This is a genomic window from Albidovulum salinarum, from assembly GCF_025673475.1.
Taxonomy (GTDB): Bacteria; Pseudomonadota; Alphaproteobacteria; order Rhodobacterales; family Rhodobacteraceae; genus Albidovulum; species Albidovulum salinarum.
Genome location: NZ_JAOVQO010000003.1, coordinates 36,638 through 55,132, shown reverse-complemented (window position 1 = coordinate 55,132; position 18,495 = coordinate 36,638). Strand labels below are relative to the sequence as shown.

The 18,495-nt window shown below is 66.0% G+C and carries 19 protein-coding genes; 18 read left to right on the top strand and 1 reads right to left on the bottom strand.

The window, feature by feature from the left end; translation table 11 throughout:
- The first annotated feature begins 35 nt into the window (after window positions 1-35).
- The 18 genes from OEZ60_RS03825 (at window position 36) to OEZ60_RS03740 (ending at window position 16,868) form a co-directional block, all read left to right on the top strand.
- Window positions 36-647 (top strand): hypothetical protein, encoded by a 612-nt coding sequence (locus OEZ60_RS03825; protein ID WP_263333381.1) that lies wholly within the window; start codon window positions 36-38, stop codon window positions 645-647.
- Between the two features lie 5 nt (window positions 648-652).
- Window positions 653-874 carry a DUF5337 domain-containing protein gene (locus OEZ60_RS03820; RefSeq protein ID WP_263333380.1) on the top strand — a complete coding sequence of 74 codons (222 nt, stop codon included), beginning with the start codon at window positions 653-655 and terminating at the stop codon, window positions 872-874.
- 9 nt (window positions 875-883) lie between these two features.
- The gene (nuoF, locus tag OEZ60_RS03815; RefSeq protein ID WP_263333377.1) at window positions 884-2,179 is read left to right on the top strand and encodes an NADH-quinone oxidoreductase subunit NuoF; all 1,296 of its coding nucleotides are present in this window, start codon (window positions 884-886) and stop codon (window positions 2,177-2,179) included.
- A gap of 131 nt (window positions 2,180-2,310) precedes the next feature.
- Window positions 2,311-2,592, top strand: a complete 282-nt coding sequence (locus OEZ60_RS03810; RefSeq protein ID WP_263333375.1) for a hypothetical protein — start codon at window positions 2,311-2,313, stop codon at window positions 2,590-2,592.
- Window positions 2,593-2,594: 2 nt separating this feature from the next.
- The gene (gene nuoG / locus OEZ60_RS03805) at window positions 2,595-4,613 is read left to right on the top strand and encodes an NADH-quinone oxidoreductase subunit NuoG (protein WP_263333373.1); all 2,019 of its coding nucleotides are present in this window, start codon (window positions 2,595-2,597) and stop codon (window positions 4,611-4,613) included.
- Window positions 4,614-4,615: 2 nt separating this feature from the next.
- The gene (locus OEZ60_RS03800; RefSeq protein ID WP_263333768.1) at window positions 4,616-4,888 is read left to right on the top strand and encodes a hypothetical protein; all 273 of its coding nucleotides are present in this window, start codon (window positions 4,616-4,618) and stop codon (window positions 4,886-4,888) included.
- A 24-nt stretch (window positions 4,889-4,912) separates the two neighbouring features.
- On the top strand, window positions 4,913-5,950 hold the full coding sequence (gene nuoH / locus OEZ60_RS03795; protein ID WP_263333371.1) for an NADH-quinone oxidoreductase subunit NuoH: 1,038 nt from the start codon (window positions 4,913-4,915) through the stop codon (window positions 5,948-5,950).
- Between the two features lies 1 nt (window position 5,951).
- Window positions 5,952-6,446, top strand: a complete 495-nt coding sequence (gene nuoI, locus OEZ60_RS03790) for an NADH-quinone oxidoreductase subunit NuoI (protein ID WP_263333369.1) — start codon at window positions 5,952-5,954, stop codon at window positions 6,444-6,446.
- Window positions 6,443-6,850 carry a carboxymuconolactone decarboxylase family protein gene (locus OEZ60_RS03785; RefSeq protein ID WP_263333368.1) on the top strand — a complete coding sequence of 136 codons (408 nt, stop codon included), beginning with the start codon at window positions 6,443-6,445 and terminating at the stop codon, window positions 6,848-6,850. Before nuoI ends, OEZ60_RS03785 begins: the two co-directional genes overlap by 4 nt.
- Window positions 6,847-7,455, top strand: coding sequence for an NADH-quinone oxidoreductase subunit J (locus OEZ60_RS03780; RefSeq protein WP_263333367.1), 609 nt, complete (start codon window positions 6,847-6,849; stop codon window positions 7,453-7,455). The genes OEZ60_RS03785 and OEZ60_RS03780 overlap by 4 nt, the downstream gene beginning before the upstream one ends.
- A 67-nt stretch (window positions 7,456-7,522) precedes the next feature.
- On the top strand, window positions 7,523-7,828 hold the full coding sequence (gene nuoK / locus OEZ60_RS03775) for an NADH-quinone oxidoreductase subunit NuoK (protein ID WP_263333366.1): 306 nt from the start codon (window positions 7,523-7,525) through the stop codon (window positions 7,826-7,828).
- A gap of 6 nt (window positions 7,829-7,834) precedes the next feature.
- The gene (gene nuoL, locus OEZ60_RS03770; RefSeq protein ID WP_263333364.1) at window positions 7,835-9,997 is read left to right on the top strand and encodes an NADH-quinone oxidoreductase subunit L; all 2,163 of its coding nucleotides are present in this window, start codon (window positions 7,835-7,837) and stop codon (window positions 9,995-9,997) included.
- Entirely contained in the window at window positions 9,997-11,535 is a 1,539-nt protein-coding gene (locus OEZ60_RS03765; protein WP_263333362.1) for an NADH-quinone oxidoreductase subunit M, read from the top strand. Before nuoL ends, OEZ60_RS03765 begins: the two co-directional genes overlap by 1 nt.
- 12 nt (window positions 11,536-11,547) lie before the next feature.
- Complete coding sequence (gene nuoN / locus OEZ60_RS03760) at window positions 11,548-12,987, top strand: NADH-quinone oxidoreductase subunit NuoN (protein ID WP_263333360.1); 1,440 nt, start codon at window positions 11,548-11,550, stop codon at window positions 12,985-12,987.
- A complete protein-coding gene (locus tag OEZ60_RS03755) occupies window positions 12,977-13,750 on the top strand; it encodes a biotin--[acetyl-CoA-carboxylase] ligase (RefSeq protein WP_263333358.1) in 774 nt (257 codons plus the stop codon). Before nuoN ends, OEZ60_RS03755 begins: the two co-directional genes overlap by 11 nt.
- Window positions 13,751-13,764: 14 nt before the next feature.
- Window positions 13,765-14,538, top strand: a complete 774-nt coding sequence (locus tag OEZ60_RS03750; RefSeq protein WP_263333355.1) for a type III pantothenate kinase — start codon at window positions 13,765-13,767, stop codon at window positions 14,536-14,538.
- Complete coding sequence (locus OEZ60_RS03745; protein ID WP_263333353.1) at window positions 14,535-16,217, top strand: ribonuclease J; 1,683 nt, start codon at window positions 14,535-14,537, stop codon at window positions 16,215-16,217. The genes OEZ60_RS03750 and OEZ60_RS03745 overlap by 4 nt, the downstream gene beginning before the upstream one ends.
- A gap of 69 nt (window positions 16,218-16,286) precedes the next feature.
- Window positions 16,287-16,868, top strand: coding sequence for a GNAT family N-acetyltransferase (locus tag OEZ60_RS03740; protein ID WP_263333352.1), 582 nt, complete (start codon window positions 16,287-16,289; stop codon window positions 16,866-16,868).
- Window positions 16,869-16,896: 28 nt separating this feature from the next.
- Here the strand turns inward: OEZ60_RS03740 and OEZ60_RS03735 are convergent, their stop codons facing one another.
- A complete protein-coding gene (locus OEZ60_RS03735; protein WP_263333350.1) occupies window positions 16,897-18,444 on the bottom strand; it encodes a DEAD/DEAH box helicase in 1,548 nt (515 codons plus the stop codon).
- Window positions 18,445-18,495: the final 51 nt, after the last annotated feature.

Sequence of the window (18,495 nt, the reverse complement as noted above, 5' to 3'; positions counted from 1 at the left end):
CTGCACGGGCGGCTTGCCGCCGCACAACATGGGCCGTGGCGGCCGCGGGCGGTGTGCTCGTGGCGCTGGTGCTCATGTATGTGGCGCAGTATCCCGTGCTCGGTTCCTTCGTCGCCGGGCTCGCTGTCTTCGCTGCGCTCGGCCTTGTCCTCGGCTGGTCGTTCTGTGGTCGTGCGGAGCAGGTGACGGCCGTGCCGGTCACGCATGCGAAGCCTGAGGCCGAGAAGAACGTGCAAGAGGACGCGCCCGTCGAGCCGCGGCGGATAACCGGCGATCTTCGGGTCCTCGGGCGGGGTGTTTCCGCGGCGAGCACGGGGCTCGATGCGGCGCTCGCCAAGTCGAAGGAGCGGGTGCCGGACGCGTCGCCGGAACGGCTTGCGGCGCCGCGGAACGGGCGGGCCGACGATCTGCAGCTGATCAAGGGCGTGGGGCCGGCGATCGAAGAGCAGCTGAACGAGATCGGGATCTGGCACTTCGACCAGATCGCGTCCTGGAAGGCGCGGGATATCGCCTTCGTCGACAGCCTGATGGTCGGCTTTCATGGCCGCATCACCCGCGACGAGTGGGTGAAGCAGGCAAAGATCCTGGCCCGTGGTGGCCAGACAGAGTTTTCAGAGCGCGCCCCGAGCGCGGCGCGCAGTGAGTGAGTTTGATGGGCGCACCGGACCAGAAGGACCAGGGGCTCGCGCGGGAAGCGCGGGGGGTGGCGGTGGTGATCGCTGCCACGGGTCTTCTGTGGCTCGGCGCGCAATGGCTGGTCGGGCCGGGCGACCGTTACGCCGTTCTGTTCGACCTGGCAGCTTTGGCCGCGTTCTTCTGGGCGCTGGTCGTAACCTGGCGGATCTGGCGGCGTCAAAAGCGCCAGGGGGAATGAGGATTTGACATGCTGAAAGATCAGGACCGGATCTTTACCAACCTCTACGGGATGCATGACCGGACCCTGGCTGGCGCGAAGAAGCGCGGCCACTGGGACGGCACCGCCGGCATCCTGAAGCAGGGCCGCGACTGGATCATCGACCAGATCAAGGCGTCGGGCCTGCGCGGCCGGGGCGGGGCGGGCTTCCCCACCGGCCTCAAGTGGTCCTTCATGCCGAAGCAGTCGGATGGCCGCCCGTCCTATCTCGTCGTCAACGCCGACGAATCCGAGCCCGGCACCTGCAAGGACCGGGAGATCATGCGCCATGATCCCCATACGCTGATCGAGGGCTGCCTGATCGCCTCGTTCGCGATGGGCGCGAACGCCTGCTACATCTACATCCGCGGCGAATACATCCGCGAGCGCGAGGCGCTGCAGGCGGCGATCGACGAGGCCTATGACGCCGGGCTCGTCGGCAAGAACGCCTGCAAGTCGGGCTTCGACTTCGACATCTACGTCCACCACGGCGCCGGCGCCTATATCTGCGGCGAGGAAACGGCACTTCTGGAAAGCCTCGAAGGCAAGAAGGGCATGCCGCGGATGAAGCCGCCGTTCCCGGCCGGCGCGGGGCTTTACGGCTGCCCGACCACGGTGAACAACGTGGAATCGATCGCCGTCGTGCCGACGATCCTGCGCCGCGGCGCGGACTGGTTCGCCTCCTTCGGGCGGCCGAACAACACCGGCACCAAGCTCTTCGGCATCTCCGGCCATGTCGCCAACCCTTGTGTCGTCGAGGAGGCGATGTCGATCCCGCTGAAGGAGCTTCTGGAGAAGCACTGCGGCGGGGTCCGGGGCGGCTGGAAGAACCTCAAGGCGGTGATCCCCGGCGGTTCCTCGGTGCCGATGCTGACCGCGGCCCAGTGCGACGACGCGATCATGGACTTCGACTGGCTCAGGGAGCAGCGCTCGGGCCTCGGTACCGCCGCCGTGATCGTGATGGATCAGTCGACCGACGTCATCAAGGCGATCTGGCGGCTCTCGAAGTTCTACAAGCACGAGTCCTGCGGCCAGTGCACGCCCTGCCGCGAAGGCACCGGCTGGATGATGCGGGTCATGGACCGGCTGGTGAAGGGCGAGGCAGAGGTCGAGGAGATCGACATGCTCCTCGACGTCACCAAGCAGGTCGAGGGCCACACGATCTGCGCCCTCGGCGATGCCGCCGCCTGGCCGATCCAGGGCCTCATCCGCCATTTCCGCGGCGAGATCGAGGACCGGATCAAGGCGAAGCGTACGGGCCGCACGGGCGCGATGGCGGCGGAATAACCCATGCACCCGACCGGCCACCATATCGCGGAACCGACCAGCGGGCAGCTGCGGCGCCTGCCGAATGATCCGCGCGCGGTGGTGTCCATGGGTCTGTCTAGTTTTCACAGCACCAGAGGGGAGAAGGCGGAATGATGGTCCTCTCCTTCCTCGGTCCGCTGGTCGCCTCGGTCCTCTACGTCGTCGTCTTCCAGAAGGCGGGCTTTCGCGGGCCGATCCTCTCGGTCTGCGCGGCGCCCGTGCTCGGCCTGCTGCTCTCTCGCGCGTTGATCGGCACGCTCCACATGGAGGGCGGCATGGTCTTCGCGTTCCTGATTCCGACGGCGCTGTCGCTCGCGCCGCTTTTCGTTCTGGCCTTCATGGCCTGGCCGCCGGTGGGCGCACCGGCCGACCGAACTTCCACGGAGAAATAACGATGTCCAACCTCCGCAAGATCATCATCGACGATATCGAGGTCGAGGTGGATCCCTCGATGACGCTGATCCAGGCCTGCGAGGAGGCTGGGGTCGAGATCCCGCGCTTCTGCTATCACGAGCGTCTTTCCATCGCCGGCAACTGCCGGATGTGTCTGGTCGAAGTGGTCGGCGGCCCGCCGAAGCCCGCCGCCTCCTGCGCGATGCAGGTCAAGGACCTGCGGCCGGGGCCGAACGGCGAACCCTCGGTGATCAAGACCAATTCGCCGATGGTCAAGAAGGCCCGCGAGGGAGTGATGGAGTTCCTCCTGATCAACCACCCGCTCGACTGCCCGATCTGCGACCAGGGCGGGGAGTGCGATCTGCAAGACCAGGCAATGGCTTACGGCGTGGACTTCTCGCGCTACCGGGAGCCTAAGCGGGCTTCGGAGGATCTCGATCTCGGGCCTCTGGTCGCGACGACGATGACCCGCTGCATCTCCTGCACCCGCTGCGTGCGCTTCACGACCGAGGTCGCGGGCATCACCCAGATGGGCCAGACCGGGCGCGGCGAGGATTCGGAGATCACCTCGTATCTCAACACCACGCTCGATTCGAACCTTCAGGGCAACATCATCGACCTCTGCCCGGTCGGCGCGCTGACCTCGAAGCCCTACGCCTTCACCGCGCGTCCGTGGGAACTGACCAAGACCGAGACGATCGATGTGATGGACGCGCTCGGCTCGAACATCCGGGTCGACACCAAGGGCCGCGAAGTGAAGCGCATCCTGCCGCGCAACCATGACGGCGTGAACGAGGAGTGGATCTCCGACAAGACCCGCTTCGTCTGGGACGGCCTGCGCCGCCAGCGGCTCGACACGCCCTATGTCCGAGAGAACGGCAAGCTGCGCAAGGCGTCGTGGGGCGAGGCGCTTGCCGCCGCTGCCGCCGCGATGAAGGGCAGGAAGGTCGTGGGCCTCGTGGGCGATCTCGCCCCGGTCGAGGCGGCGTTCTCGCTCAAGGCGATCGTCGAGGGGCAGGGCGGCACGGTCGAATGCCGCACCGACGGCGCGCGTCTGCCCGCCGGCAACCGCTCGGCCTATGTCGGCACCGCGAAGATCGAGGACATCGACACGGCCCGCGCGATCATGCTGATCGGCACCGATCCGCGGATCGAGGCGCCGGTGCTGAACGCGCGCATCCGCAAGGCCTGGATCAACGGCGCCAAGATCGGCGTGATCGGGCCGAAGATGGATCTGACCTACGACTATTTCCATCTCGGCACCGGGCGCGAGGCGCTGACGGAACTGACCTCGAAGCCGCATGAGGATGCGCTCGGCAAGGAGACGCTGGTCATCGTCGGCCAGGGCGCGCTGCGCGAAGCCGACGGCGAGGCGGTGCTCGCCCATGCGATGAAGTTCGCGGAGATGACCGAGTCGAAGCTCCTCGTCCTGCACACCGCGGCCTCCCGCGTTGGTGCGATGGACGTGGGCGCGGTGACCGAGGGCGGGCTTGTCGCGGCGCTCGAGGGCGCGGAGGTCATCTACAATCTCGGCGCCGACGAGGTGGAGATCGCCAAGGGTGCCACGGTGATCTACCAGGGCAGCCACGGCGACCGCGGCGCGCACCGCGCCGACATCATCCTGCCGGCGGCGGCCTATACCGAGGAGAACGGGCTCTTCGTCAACACTGAGGGCCGGCCCCAACTCGCGATGCGCGCGGGCTTCGGCCCCGGCGAGGCGAAGGAAAACTGGGCGATCCTGCGCGCGCTCTCGGCCGAGCTGGACGCGGTGCTGCCCTGGGACACGCTCGCGGGGCTCCGCCGCGCGCTGGTCGAGGCGCATCCGCATCTGGGCGCGATCGACGAGGTGGCCCAGAACGAATGGCAGCCGCTCGAGCTCCGGGCGCCGGGCAAGGCGGAGTTCCTGACCGCGGTCAAGGACTTCTACCTGACGAACCCGATCGCGCGCGCCTCCGAGGTCATGGCCGAACTCTCGGCACTGGCCAGAGCGCGGGCCGAGCGGCCGCTGGCGGCGGAGTGAGCATGACGCATCCGCCACACGGTCAGGCACATGTTCCCGGCGGTCCCGCCGGGCGCCTGGCCTGCGCCGTGGCCGCGGATGCGTACGTCCGCTACGCGGCGGAAAAGTACGGCAGATTCGCGCAGCAGATGCGCAGGAAAGTGAAGGAAGAGGGTGGCGTTTGGAGCGCGGATGCTGTTTACAGCATCACGCCGACGCTGCCCCGGAGGCTGACGACCACCGATGCCGAAACGGCGGTGGCCGACTGCGCCGAACGCGGCATACCAACGGTCTAGATCGGACGGGCTGAGGAAAAAAGAATGGCGGAATTTCTGGCAACACCACTGGGCACGTTCCTGCTGATCGCGGTGCAGGGCTTGGGCATCATCGCCTTCGTCATGCTGTCGCTGCTTTTCCTCGTCTATGGCGACCGGAAGATCTGGGCGGCGGTGCAGATGCGCAAGGGCCCGAACGTCGTCGGCGCCTTCGGCCTCTTGCAGTCGGTGGCCGACGCGCTGAAATACGTGGTCAAGGAGATCGTCGTCCCGGCCGGGTCCGACAAGTTCGTCTTCTTCCTCGCCCCGATGCTTTCCTTCGTGCTCGCTGTCCTCGCCTGGGCGGTGATTCCGTTCCATCCGGGCTGGGTTCTGGCCGACATCAACGTCGCGATCCTCTTCGTCTTCGCCGTGTCGTCGCTGGAGGTCTACGGCGTGATCATGGGCGGCTGGGCGTCGAACTCGAAATACCCGTTCCTGGGGAGCCTCCGCTCCGCCGCGCAGATGATTTCCTACGAGGTCTCGCTCGGCCTCATCATCATCGGCGTGATCATCTCGACCGGCAGCATGAACTTCTCGGCGATCGTCGCCGCGCAGGACGGCAACCTCGGGCTCTTCAACTGGTACTGGCTGCCGCATCTGCCGATGGTGGTGCTGTTCTTCGTCTCGGCACTGGCCGAGACAAACCGCCCGCCCTTCGACCTGCCGGAAGCGGAATCGGAACTCGTCGCCGGGTTCATGGTCGAGTATTCCTCGACTCCCTACCTCCTCTTCATGGCCGGCGAATACATCGCGATCTTCCTGATGTGTGCGCTGATCTCGCTTCTCTTCTTCGGCGGCTGGCTCTCGCCCATCCCGTTCCTGCCGGACGGCTGGTGGTGGATGGTCGCGAAGATGTGGGTCTTCTTCTTCATGTTCGCGATGGTGAAGGCGATCGTCCCGCGCTACCGCTACGACCAGCTCATGCGGATCGGCTGGAAGGTGTTCCTGCCGCTGTCGATCGGCTGGGTGGTGATCGTCTCGTTCCTCGCGAAATTCGAAGTGCTGGGCGGCTTCTGGGCCCGCTGGGCGATTGGGGGCTGATATGGCGAATATCGACTACAACCGCGCGGCGAAGTACTTTCTGCTCGCCGATTTCATCAAGGGCTTCGGGCTTGGGCTGAAGTACTTCTTCGCGCCGAAGGCGACGCTGAACTACCCGCACGAGAAAGGGCCGCTCTCGCCCCGCTTCCGCGGCGAACATGCGCTCCGCCGCTATCCGAATGGCGAGGAGCGCTGCATCGCCTGCAAGCTCTGCGAGGCGATCTGCCCGGCGCAGGCGATCACCATCGACGCCGAACCGCGCGAGGACGGCTCGCGCCGCACCACGCGCTACGACATCGACATGACGAAGTGCATCTACTGTGGCTTCTGCCAGGAGGCCTGCCCGGTCGACGCCATCGTCGAGGGGCCGAACTTCGAGTTCGCCACCGAGACGCGCGAAGAGCTGTTCTACGACAAGGCCAAGCTCCTCTCCAATGGCGAGCGCTGGGAAGCCGAAATCGCCCGCAACCTCGAACTGGATGCACCCTACAGATGACCGACGCCTTCGGTAAACTCTTCCAGCAGATGATGGAGCAGGGCCAGGAAATGGCCCGCGCCTTCAATCCTGCGCTGGAGAATTTCAAGGGCGCCGATCTCGACAAGCTCTTCCCCACCATGTCGAAGGACATGATGGAGATGTGGTTCGGCAAGACCTTCAACCGCGAGGGGCTCGACGCCCGGACGCGGCTCCTGGTCACCGTGGCGGCGCTCACGGTTCTCGGCGCGCAGGCCGAGCCGCAGATGAAACTGACGATCCGCCACGCGCTTGAGGCCGGGGCGACGAAGCGGGAGATCGCGGAAGTGATCTACCAGATGAGCATGTTCGGCGGGGTGCCCGCCATGAGCCGCGCGCTGGAGATCGCGCAGCGGGTCTTCGATGAGATGGGAGATGACGCATGAGCGTTCTGGTCTTCGCCTTCTACCTCTTCGCCATCACGGCGGTGGCCGCGGGCCTCATGGTGGTGCTGGCGCGCAACCCGGTCCATTCGGTGCTGTGGCTGATCCTCGCCTTCCTCTCCTCGGCGGGGCTCTTCGTGCTCCTCGGGGCCGAGTTCGTGGCGATGCTCCTGATGATCGTCTATGTCGGCGCGGTCGCGGTGCTGTTCCTCTTCGTGGTGATGATGCTCGACGTCGATTTCGCCGAGCTGAAGGGTGAGATGGCGCGCTACATGCCGCTCGGGCTTCTCATCGGCGTGGTGATCCTGATGCAGCTCGGCATCGCCTTCGGCGCCTGGGAAACGGCCGAGACGGCCGAGGCCATGCGCGGCGCGGTGACGCCCGAGGGAGTGCAGAACACCGCCGCGCTCGGGTTGCTGATCTACGACAAGTACATCCTCCTGTTCCAGCTCGCCGGGGTGATCCTGCTCGTGGCGATGATCGGCGCGATCGTGCTGACGCTGCGGCACCGCAAGGACGTCAAGCGCCAGAACGTGCTCGCCCAGATGTGGCGCGATCCGGCCAAGGCGATGGAGCTCAAGGACGTGAAGCCGGGGCAGGGGCTGTGACACAAATTTTCTGCGAAAATTTGCTCGATTTTTCGCCGAAAAATCGCAATCGGACGGGGGCAATGAAATGATCGGTCTCACTCACTACCTCGGCGTTGCCGCCGCCTTGTTCGTGATCGGCATCTTCGGCATCTTCCTCAACCGGAAGAACGTCATCGTCATCCTGATGTCGATCGAGCTGATGCTGCTCGCCGTCAACATCAACTTCGTTGCCTTCTCGTCGTTCCTCCACGACCTCGTCGGCCAGGTCTTCACGATGTTCGTCCTGACCGTCGCCGCCGCCGAGGCCGCGATCGGGCTCGCGATCCTCGTCTGCTTCTTCCGCAACCGCGGCACCATCGACGTCGAAGACGTCAACGTGATGAAAGGGTAACGGCAAATGGAAACGATCATCCTTCTTGCCCCCCTCGTCGGCGCGATCATCGGCGGCTTCGGCTGGCGCGTGATCGGCGAGACCGGCGCGATGGCGGTGACGACGGGCCTCCTGTTCCTCGCCTGTCTTCTCAGCTGGATCGTGTTCTTCACCTTCGATGGCACGACGAGCCACGTCCATGTGCTGGATTTCATCCGGTCTGGCTCGCTCGACACCTCCTGGGCGATCCGGCTCGACCGGCTGACCGCGATCATGCTGATCGTGGTGACGACGGTATCGGCGCTCGTCCACCTCTATTCCTGGGGCTACATGGCCCATGACGAGAACTGGCGCGAGGGGGAGGTCTACAAACCGCGCTTCTTCGCCTATCTCTCGTTCTTCACCTTCGCGATGCTCGCGCTCGTGACCTCTGACAACCTCGTCCAGATGTTCTTCGGCTGGGAGGGCGTGGGCGTCGCGTCCTACCTGCTGATCGGCTTCTACTACCGGAAGGCCTCGGCCAACGCCGCCGCGATCAAGGCCTTCGTGGTCAACCGGGTCGGTGACTTCGGCTTCGCGCTCGGCATCTTCGGTCTGTTCTACCTCGTCGACAGTATCAACATGGACGATGTCTTCGCCGCCGCGCCGACGCTGGCCGAGACGCAGCTCACCTTCCTCTGGACCGAGTGGAACGCCGCGAACCTCCTCGCGTTCCTTCTTTTCGTCGGCGCGATGGGCAAGTCGGCGCAGCTCTTCCTGCACACCTGGCTGCCGGACGCGATGGAGGGCCCGACGCCGGTTTCCGCGCTCATCCACGCCGCGACCATGGTGACGGCGGGCGTGTTCCTCGTCTGCCGCATGTCGCCCCTCTTCGAATACGCACCGGAGGCCAAGACCTTCGTGATGTATATCGGCGCGGCGACGGCGTTCTTCGCGGCGACGGTGGGTCTCGTTCAGAACGACATCAAGCGCGTCATCGCCTATTCGACCTGTTCGCAGCTCGGCTACATGTTCGTGGCCGCGGGCGCGGGCGTCTACGGCGCGGCGATGTTCCACCTCTTCACGCATGCCTTCTTCAAGGCGATGCTGTTTCTCGGTGCCGGCTCGGTCATCCACGCGATGCACCACGAGCAGGACATGCGGAACTACGGCGCCCTGCGCACGAAGATCCCTTATACCTACTGGGCGATGATGATCGGGACGCTCGCCATCACCGGCGTCGGCATCCCGCTCACCTCGATCGGCTTCGCGGGCTTCCTGTCGAAGGATGCGATCATCGAGAGCGCGTTCGCGAGCGGCAATTCCTTCGCCTTCTGGGCGCTTGTCATCGCGGCGCTCTTCACGAGCTTCTACTCCTGGCGGCTCATCTTCATGACCTTCTACGGCGAGGCGCGCGGCGATCACCACGCCCATGACCACGCCCATGAGAGCCCGATGACGATGATCGCGCCGCTCGGCGTGCTGGCGCTCGGCGCGGTCTTCGCCGGCATGCTCTGGTACAAGCCGTTCTTCGGCGATCACGACCGGATGGTCACCTTCTTCGCGATGCCTGCCCATGCCGAAGCCGGCGCCGAAGCCGGGCACGGCGAGGCTGCGACCGAGGCCACGGCCACCGAAGGCCACAGTGAGGCAACGACAGCGGAAGCGAGCGCGACCGAGGGTCACGACGAGGCCGCGGCCACCGCCGAGGCACCGGCCGAGGAGGGCCATGCCGTTGCGGCCGCCGGCCATGCGCCGGAAGGGGCGATCTACATGTCGGAGGCCTCGAACACGGTCCTCGACGAGGCGCACCACGCACCGGCCTGGGTCAAGGTCTCGCCCTTCGTGGCGATGCTGATCGGGTTCTTCACCGCCTGGGTCTTCTACATCAAGGATCCCTCGATACCCGGCCGCCTCGCGGCGCAGCAGCCGATCCTCTACCGGTTCTTGCTCAACAAGTGGTACTTCGACGAGATCTTCGACGCGATCTTCGTGAATCCGGCGAAGCGGCTCGGCACGTTCCTGTGGAAGCGCGGTGACGGCAATGTCATCGACGGCACGATCAACGGCGTGGCGATGGGCTTCATCCCGACGCTGACGCGGATCGTGAACCGGGCGCAGTCCGGATATCTCTTCCACTACGCCTTCGCGATGGTCATCGGCATCGCGCTTCTGATCACCTGGATGACGCTCTCGGGGGGCGCGCACTAATGGAAAACCTGCTTTCCATCATCACCTTCGTGCCCCTGATCGCGGCAGCGATCCTGGCGCTGTTCCTCAAGGGCGACGACGCCGCGGCGCGCAAGAACGCCAAATGGGTGGCGCTGCTCGCGACCACGGTGACGTTCCTCGTCTCGCTGTTTCTCATCTCGGGCTTCAATCCGAACGACACCGGCTTCCAGTTCGTGGAAGAGCGGGAATGGATCATGGGCTTCAAGTACAAGGTCGGCGTCGACGGGATCTCGATCCTGTTCGTGCTGCTCACCACGTTCCTGATGCCGATCACGATCCTGTCGTGCTGGGAGGTCGAAACCCGGGTAAAGGAATACATGGTCGCCTTCCTCGTACTCGAAGGGCTGATGATCGGCGTCTTCGTGGCGCTCGATCTCGTGCTCTTCTACCTCTTCTTCGAGGCGGGCCTCATCCCGATGTTCCTGATCATCGGCATCTGGGGCGGCAAGGACCGGATCTACGCGGCCTTCAAGTTCTTCCTCTACACCTTCCTCGGCTCGGTCCTGATGCTGGTCGCGATGATCGCGATGTATGTCGATGCCGGCACGACCGACATCCCGACGCTGCTCACGCACCAGTTCGCCTCCGAGACGCTGAACGTGCTTGGTTTCCGCTTCGTCGGCGGCATGCAGACGCTTCTGTGGCTCGCCTTCTTCGCCTCCTTCGCGGTGAAGATGCCGATGTGGCCGGTCCATACCTGGCTGCCGGACGCCCACGTCCAGGCGCCGACGGCGGGCTCGGTCGTGCTGGCGGCGATCCTTCTGAAGATGGGCGGCTACGGCTTCCTGCGCTTCAGCTTGCCGATGTTCCCGATCGCCTCGGACCTTCTCGCTGGGCTCATCTTCTGGATGTCGGCGATCGCGATCGTCTACACCTCGCTCGTGGCGCTCGCGCAGTCGGACATGAAGAAGCTGATCGCCTATTCCTCGGTCGCCCACATGGGCTACGTCACGATGGGCATCTTCGCGGCGAACCAGCAGGGCATCGACGGCGCGATCTTCCAGATGCTGAGCCACGGCTTCATCTCCGGCGCGCTCTTCCTTTGCGTCGGCGTGATCTACGACCGGATGCATACCCGCGAGATCGACGCCTATGGCGGGCTCGTGAACCGGATGCCCGCCTATGCGCTGATCTTCATGTTCTTCACGCTCGCCAATGTCGGCCTGCCGGGAACCTCCGGCTTCGTCGGCGAGTTCCTGACCCTCATGGGCATCTTCCAGGTCAACACCTGGGCTGCCGCGGTCGCGACTTCGGGCGTGATCCTCTCTGCCGCCTATGCGCTCTGGCTCTACCGCCGGGTCGTCTTTGGGGATCTCATCAAGGAGAGCCTGAAGACCATCACCGACATGACCCGCCGCGAGAAGGCGATCTTCGCGCCGCTGGTCGCGATGACGCTGATCCTCGGCGTCTACCCGAGCCTCGTGACCGACATGATCGGACCTTCGGTCGCGGCGCTCGTCTCCGACTACCATGCCGCCATCCCCGCCGACTCGTCGGTGCAGCTGGCCAGCCACTGAGGAAAACCCGCGATGATCGCTTCCGATTTCTCCGCCGTCCTTCCCGAAGTGGTGCTGATCGTCTACGGCATGGCCGCGCTCATTGGCGCGGTCTATTCCGGCAAGGACGAACTGACCGGCCTCCTGACATGGACCACCGCCGCGATCTTCGTGGCGATCGCCGCCTGGATCGGGCTCTCGTCTTCGGCCGACGCGATGGCCTTCTCCGGCTCCTTCGCCGATGATGCCTTCGCGCGCTTCGCCAAGGTCACGGTGCTTCTATCCGCCGCCGCGGTCCTCGTCATGAGCCAGGACTACATGGCGCGCCGCGGCCTCGCGCGGTTCGAGTTCCCGATCCTCGTCGCCTTCGCGGTGACGGGCATGATGGTCATGGTCTCGGCCGGGGACCTCATGTCGCTCTACATGGGGCTCGAGCTGCAGTCGCTCTCGCTCTATGTCGTCGCTGCGCTCCGCCGCGACAGCGTGAAGTCGACCGAAGCCGGTCTGAAATACTTCGTCCTAGGCGCTCTCTCTTCGGGGCTTCTCCTCTACGGTGCTTCGCTGACGTACGGCTTCACCGGTACGACGCTCTTCTCGGGCATCATAGAGACGATTCAGGACGGCCATGTCTCCATCGGCCTGCTGTTCGGCCTCGTGTTCCTGATCACGGGCCTCGCCTTCAAGGTCTCGGCCGTGCCGTTCCACATGTGGACGCCCGACGTCTACGAAGGCTCGCCGACGCCGGTCACCGCCTTCTTTGCCACCGCGCCCAAGGTTGCGGCGATGGCCTTGTTCGCGCGGCTCGTCCATGACGCCTTCGGCGCCGCGGTTGCCGACTGGAGCCAGGTCATTGCGCTACTCGCGGCGCTGTCGATGTTCCTCGGTGCAATCGCGGCGATCGGCCAGCGCAACATCAAGCGGCTGATGGCCTATTCCTCGATCGCCCACATGGGCTTCGCGCTGGTGGGCCTTGCCTCGGGGACGCAGGCCGGCGTGCAGGCGATGCTGATCTACATGGCGATCTATGTGACGATGAACATCGGCACCTTCGCCTTCATCCTGTCGATGGAGCGCGACGGCGCCCCGGTGACCGACATCAACGCGCTCAACCTCTATTCGAAGCGCGAGCCGGTGAAGGCACTTGCCATGCTGGTGCTCCTGTTCTCGCTCGCCGGGGTGCCGCCGATGCTCGGGTTCTTCGCGAAGTACGGCGTGCTGCTGGCCGCGGTCAATGCCGGCATGGTCTGGCTCGCGGTGGCCGGCGCGGTCGCCTCGGTGATCGGCGCGTTCTACTACATCCGCATCGTCTACTACATGTACTTCGGCACCGAGACCGACGCGCTCGACAGCCGCATGGTACCGGCGCAGTGGCTCCTGCTGGTCGGTTCGGCGGTGGTGATGGTGGTGGGCGTCGTCAACCTCTTCGGCATCGAGGGGGCCGCGGCGCTGGCGGCCGAAGTTCTTGTCCGCTGAGCGGACGGGTGACCCTTCGGCCTGGCCCGAGGGCGTGGCGCGCCACGTCCTCGCCGAGGTTGACAGCACCAATTCCGAGGCTCAGCGGCTCGCGCCCGGCCTGACCCAGCCGACCTGGATCCTCGCCCGCCGCCAGACAGCGGCGCGCGGGCGGCGGGGCCGGGAGTGGATCAGCCCCGAGGGCAATTTCGCTGCCACGCTGGTGATGCGGCCCACGGGCGATCCCGCGCGGGCGGCGCTCAGAAGCTTCGTCGCCGCGCTGGCGCTCGCCGACGCCCTGGAGACGGTCTGCGGGCCCGGTGCGACGTTGTCGCTCAAATGGCCGAACGACGTGCTCCTGAACGGCGGCAAGGTCGCGGGGATTCTCTTGGAAAGCGCGGGCCGCGGCGCCGATGTGAGTCATCTTGCCGTCGGCATCGGCGTCAACCTCGTGGCCGCGCCGCCGAGGGAGGCGGTCGAGCCCGAGGCGACGCTGCCGGTCTCGGTCCTCGGCGAGACCGGTGTGAGGATCGCGCCCGAGGAGTTCCTCGCCTATCTCGCCAACGCCTTCGCCCGCTGGGAGGCGCAGCTTGCCACCTACGGCTTCGGACCGATCCGCACCGCCTGGCTTGCCCGCGCGGCCAAGCTCGGCCAGCGGATCACCGCGCGGACCGCGTCCGAGACCATCGAGGGCACGTTCGAGACCATCGCCGAGGACGGCGCGCTCGTCATCGCCACGTCGCAGGGGCGGCGCAATATCCCGGCCGCCGACGTGTTCTTCTGAGGAAGGAGGGTCCCATGCTCCTGTGCATCGACTGCGGCAATACCAACACCGTCTTCTCGGTCTGGGACGGGACGACCTTCCTCTGTACGCTTAGGACCGCGACCGAGCATCAGCGCACGGCGGACCAGTATTTCGTCTGGTTCTCGACGCTGATGGCGCATCGCAAGATCGCCATTGACATCGACGCCTGCATCATCTCCTCGACGGTGCCGCGGGTCGTGTTCAACCTGCGCGTCCTCTGCGACCGCTATTTCGGCTGCCGGCCGCTCGTCGTCGGCAAGCCCGACTGCCTCCTGCCGGCGCCGCCGAGGGTCGATCAGGGCACCCAGGTCGGCCCCGACCGGCTGGTCAACGCCGCCGGCGCCTTCGACCGCCACGGCGGCGATCTCGTGGTGGTGGACTTCGGCACCGCGACGACCTTCGACGTGGTCGATGCGGACGGCGCCTATATCGGCGGGGTGATCTCGCCGGGTGTCAACCTCAGCCTCGAAGCCCTGCACATGGCAGCGGCGGCCCTGCCGCATGTCGATGTCTCGATGCCAGAGGCGGTGATCGGCAAGAACACCGTCGCCTGCATGCAGTCGGGTGTGTTCTGGGGCTATATCGGCCTCGTCGAGGGGATCTGCGCACGGATCCGAACGGAGTTCGGCCGGCCGATGAAGATCATCGGCACCGGCGGGCTCACGCCCCTGTTCGCGCAGGCCACCGATGTTTTCGACTGGGTCGAGGACGACCTGACCATGCATGGCCTGACGGTCATCCACGCATTCAACAAGGAAAACGGATGAGCTCGAAAGACCGCCTGATCTATCTGCCGCTCGGCGGCGCCGGCGAGATCGGCATGAACGCCTATGTCTATGGCTACGGGCCAGCGGGCAAGGAACGGCTGATCGTCGTCGACCTCGGCGTGACCTTCCCGGACATGGAGACCTCGCCGGGTGTCGACCTGATCATGGCCGACATCGCCTGGCTCGCCGAGAATGCGAACCGTATCGAGGCGATCTTCATCACCCACGCGCACGAGGACCATGTCGGCGCGCTCGGGCTTCTGTGGCCGCAGATCAAGGCCCCGGTCTATGCCCGGGCCTTCACCGCCGCCATCGCCAATCTGAAGATGGAGGAGCAGGGCAACCCGCTTGACGTGATCCGCGTCGTCAAGCCCCGCCCCGAGACGGTCGAGGCCGGGCCGTTCAAGGTCCAGTTCGTGCCGGTGAGCCACTCGATCCCCGAAAGTGCGGCACTCGTCATCGACACGCCGGCGGGGCGGATCGTCCATTCGGGCGATTTCAAGCTCGACGGCACGCCCATTGTGGGCGAGCCTTTCGACCCCAACCAGTGGCACGAGATCGCCAACGAAGGCGCGGGCGTGAAGGTGCTGACCTGCGACTCGACCAACGTCTTCTCGCCGCTTCCGGGCCGGTCCGAGGCCTCGCTGGCCGCGCCCTTGTCCGAGCTGATCGCGGCGCAGGAGGGGATGGTGGTCGCGACCACCTTCGCCTCGAACGTGGCGCGGCTGAAGACGCTGGCCGAGGCGGGACGGGCGGCGGGCCGCTCGGTCTGCATGCTCGGCCGGGCGATGAAGAAGATGATCACGGCGGCGGCGGAAACCGGCGTGCTGACCGACTTCCCGGCGGTGATCCCGCCCGAGGAAGCCGTGGAAATGCCGCGCCGCAAACTGATGCTGATCGTCACCGGCAGCCAGGGCGAGCGGCGCGCGGCCTCGGCGCAGCTGGCGCGCGGCAAGTATCTCGGGCTGGAGATGAAGGAGGGGGATACGTTCCTTTTCTCCTCCAAGACCATTCCCGGCAACGAGCGCGGCGTGATCCGGGTGATGAACGCGTTTTCCGAGATGGGGGTCGACGTGGTCGATGACCGCGGCGGGCTCTATCACGTCTCGGGCCATGCCAACCGGCCGGACCTCGAGGCGGTGCACGATCTCCTGAGGCCGAAGATACTCCTGCCGATGCATGGCGAGCACCGCCATCTGAGGGAGCACTGCCGGATCGCCATCGAGAAGGGGATCGCAGCGGAGCTCGCGGTGAACGGCACGGTGGTCGATCTGACCGGCGATGAGCCCAAGGTGGTCGAATACATCGAAACCGGGCGGACTTATCTCGACGGCAGCGTGCTGATCGGAGCGCTTGACGGAGTGGTGCGGGACCGGATCCGCATGGCGCTGAACGGCCATGTGATGGCGAGCCTGATCATCGACGAGGACGACGAACCTCTGGGCGACGCCTGGGTCGAGCTCAAGGGTCTGTCCGAGACGACGCGCCGTGGTGCCGACCTTGCCGACATGATCGAGGCGGAGGTGAACGAATACCTCGGCTCGGCCGCCGACAAGGTGCTGAGGGACGACGACAAGCTGGCGGAGGCGGTCAAGCGCATCGTCCGCCAGGTCTCGCTTGAGGAGATCGGCAAGAAGCCCGAGGTCACCGTGGTGACGAGCCGGCTTGTCGCCGAATAGGCGGCGTCCGGCTTCTTCCCGCGCGCATCCCGGGTTACTCTTCCTCGCAAACCGGCAGGGAGCGAGGGGATGGACGCCGATATTCGCGCCGCCTTACCGGCCGATCTCGATCGGATGGGGGCGCTTCTGACTGTCGCCTTCGCGGGCGACCCCTTCGCGCGCTGGATCCTGCCCGATCCGCACCGGTTCACGCTGTCGAACTACGGCTACGCGCGGATCAATGCCGAACCGGGCTTCGCCGACGGCGCCAACCATATTATCGGCGACGGCCTCGGCATGGCGATCTGGCGCCCGCCGGGAGTGGTGCCCGACGCTGAGGCGTTGGCGGAGAACGCGGCGCGCACCTTCCAGCCGGATCGGCTGCCGCTCTTTCAGGCGCTGATTGAGGCTTGCGAGCCCTATCACCTCGACGAGCCGCACTGGCACCTGTCGCTGGTCGCGGTCGATCCGGTGCATGGTGGGAAGGGGCTCGGCAGTCGGCTTCTGGCACACGGTCTCGCGGCCTGCGACCGGGACGGGTTGCCGGTCTACCTGGAATCGACCAACCGGAGGAACCTCACGATCTACCAGCGCCACGGGTTCGAGCTTCTGGCCGAAGTGCGGATCGACGGCGCGCCCTGCCGCTATCCGATGTGCCGACCGGCGCGGTGACCCGCGCCGCCCACCGGCAATAGCGGCGTTACGCCTTTTCGCTCTTCAGCCCGCGCATCAGGAAGTCGGGCACATGGTCGCCCATGCCGACCACTGGCGCGTCGCGGTCCTCGCGGCGGCCGCGGCCCTCGCCCTTGCCCTTGCGGTCAGACTTGCGATCGTCGCGACGCTCGGGACGCTCGGGGCGCTCGGGGCGCTCGGCACGTTCGGGCCGCGGTTCGGCCGCCGGCTCGGGCCGGGGTTCCGGTCTGGTCTCGGCTTTCGCGGCGGCCACCGGCTGTTCGAGTGGCGCCATCGAGGCTTCTTCGCCATGCGGTTTCACCGGACGCGGTTTGCGGTCCTCGCGGCCACCACGGCCACGTCCGCGACCCTTGCCCTTGTCGTCGTCCTTGCGCGCGGGGCGCTGCGCGGCTTCGCTGATCTCGAACCCCTCGGGGATCGCGCCGCGCGGGATCGGTTTCTTCACCAGCGATTCGATCGCGTCGAGATATTTCTGATCGGCCGGAGTGGCGATGGTCACGGCTACGCCCTTGCGGCCGGCGCGGCCGGTGCGGCCGATCCGGTGGACATAGTCCTCGGCATGGGAGGGCACGTCGAAGTTGAAGACGTGGGAGACGGCCGGGATGTCGAGCCCGCGCGCGGCGACGTCGGAGGCGACGAGGAAGCGCAAGCTCCCGTCGCGGAAGCCGTCGAGCGTCTTCATCCGTTGGCTCTGGTCGAGGTCGCCGTGGATCGGCGCCGCGTTGTAGCCGTATTTCTTCAGCGATTTCGCGAGGATATCGACTTCGGTCTTGCGGTTGCAGAAGAGGATCGCGTTGGTGCAGGCCTCACCCTCGGCGTCGATCACCGCGCGCAGAAGTTCGCGCTTCTGCTTGGCCGACTGGTCCTTGCGGGTGGGCGTGAGCTCGATCAGCCGCTGCTCGATCGTCTCGGAGGTCGTCGCCTGGCGCGCGACCTCGATCTTCGCCGGGTTGTGCAGGAAGGTGTTGGTGATTCGCTCGATCTCGGGCGCCATCGTGGCCGAGAAAAAGAGCGTCTGGCGGGTGAAGGGCGTGAGCTGGAAGATCCGCTCGATATCCGGGATGAAGCCCATGTCGAGCATCCGGTCGGCCTCGTCCACCACCATGATCTGCACGCCGGTGAGGAGGAGCTTGCCGCGCTCGAAATGATCGAGCAGGCGGCCCGGCGTCGCGATCAGGACGTCGACGCCGCGGTCGATGAGCTTGTCCTGCTCGGCGAAGCTGACGCCACCGATGAGGAGCGCCTTCGTGAGCTTGGTGTGCTTCGAGTAGGTGTCGAAGTTCTCCGCCACCTGGGCGGCGAGTTCGCGCGTCGGCGCCAGCACGAGGCTGCGCGGCATCCGCGCCCGCGCCCGGCCGCGGCCGAGGAGCGTGATCATCGGTAGCGTGAACGAGGCGGTCTTGCCGGTCCCGGTCTGGGCGATGCCGAGCACGTCGCGGCCTTCGAGCGCGTGGGGAATGGCACCCGCCTGGATCGGGGTGGGGGTCTCATAGCCGGCTTCGGCAATGGCTTGCAGGACCTTGGGGTCCAGCTTCAGATCGGAAAACTTGGTCATCAGCGTCCATCGAATGCGGTATGGCACCGCAAGGGTGAAGGGACGCGACTT

Excerpts from the sequence above, each read along its gene's own strand:
- OEZ60_RS03780 (WP_263333367.1), top strand. The coding sequence starts at position 6,847 with ATGAGCGTTCTGGTCTTCGCCTTCTACCTCTTCGCCATCACGGCGGTG.
- OEZ60_RS03820 (WP_263333380.1), top strand. The coding sequence starts at position 653 with ATGGGCGCACCGGACCAGAAGGACCAGGGGCTCGCGCGGGAAGCGCGG.
- OEZ60_RS03740 (WP_263333352.1), top strand. The coding sequence starts at position 16,287 with ATGGACGCCGATATTCGCGCCGCCTTACCGGCCGATCTCGATCGGATG.
- OEZ60_RS03765 (WP_263333362.1), top strand. The coding sequence starts at position 9,997 with ATGGAAAACCTGCTTTCCATCATCACCTTCGTGCCCCTGATCGCGGCA.
- OEZ60_RS03810 (WP_263333375.1), top strand. The coding sequence starts at position 2,311 with ATGATGGTCCTCTCCTTCCTCGGTCCGCTGGTCGCCTCGGTCCTCTAC.
- OEZ60_RS03785 (WP_263333368.1), top strand. The coding sequence starts at position 6,443 with ATGACCGACGCCTTCGGTAAACTCTTCCAGCAGATGATGGAGCAGGGC.
- OEZ60_RS03745 (WP_263333353.1), top strand. The coding sequence starts at position 14,535 with ATGAGCTCGAAAGACCGCCTGATCTATCTGCCGCTCGGCGGCGCCGGC.
- OEZ60_RS03735 (WP_263333350.1), bottom strand. The coding sequence starts at position 18,444 with ATGACCAAGTTTTCCGATCTGAAGCTGGACCCCAAGGTCCTGCAAGCC.
- nuoK (WP_263333366.1), top strand. The coding sequence starts at position 7,523 with ATGATCGGTCTCACTCACTACCTCGGCGTTGCCGCCGCCTTGTTCGTG.
- nuoN (WP_263333360.1), top strand. The coding sequence starts at position 11,548 with ATGATCGCTTCCGATTTCTCCGCCGTCCTTCCCGAAGTGGTGCTGATC.
- OEZ60_RS03750 (WP_263333355.1), top strand. The coding sequence starts at position 13,765 with ATGCTCCTGTGCATCGACTGCGGCAATACCAACACCGTCTTCTCGGTC.
- nuoH (WP_263333371.1), top strand. The coding sequence starts at position 4,913 with ATGGCGGAATTTCTGGCAACACCACTGGGCACGTTCCTGCTGATCGCG.
- OEZ60_RS03800 (WP_263333768.1), top strand. The coding sequence starts at position 4,616 with ATGACGCATCCGCCACACGGTCAGGCACATGTTCCCGGCGGTCCCGCC.
- nuoF (WP_263333377.1), top strand. The coding sequence starts at position 884 with ATGCTGAAAGATCAGGACCGGATCTTTACCAACCTCTACGGGATGCAT.
- nuoG (WP_263333373.1), top strand. The coding sequence starts at position 2,595 with ATGTCCAACCTCCGCAAGATCATCATCGACGATATCGAGGTCGAGGTG.
- nuoI (WP_263333369.1), top strand. The coding sequence starts at position 5,952 with ATGGCGAATATCGACTACAACCGCGCGGCGAAGTACTTTCTGCTCGCC.
- nuoL (WP_263333364.1), top strand. The coding sequence starts at position 7,835 with ATGGAAACGATCATCCTTCTTGCCCCCCTCGTCGGCGCGATCATCGGC.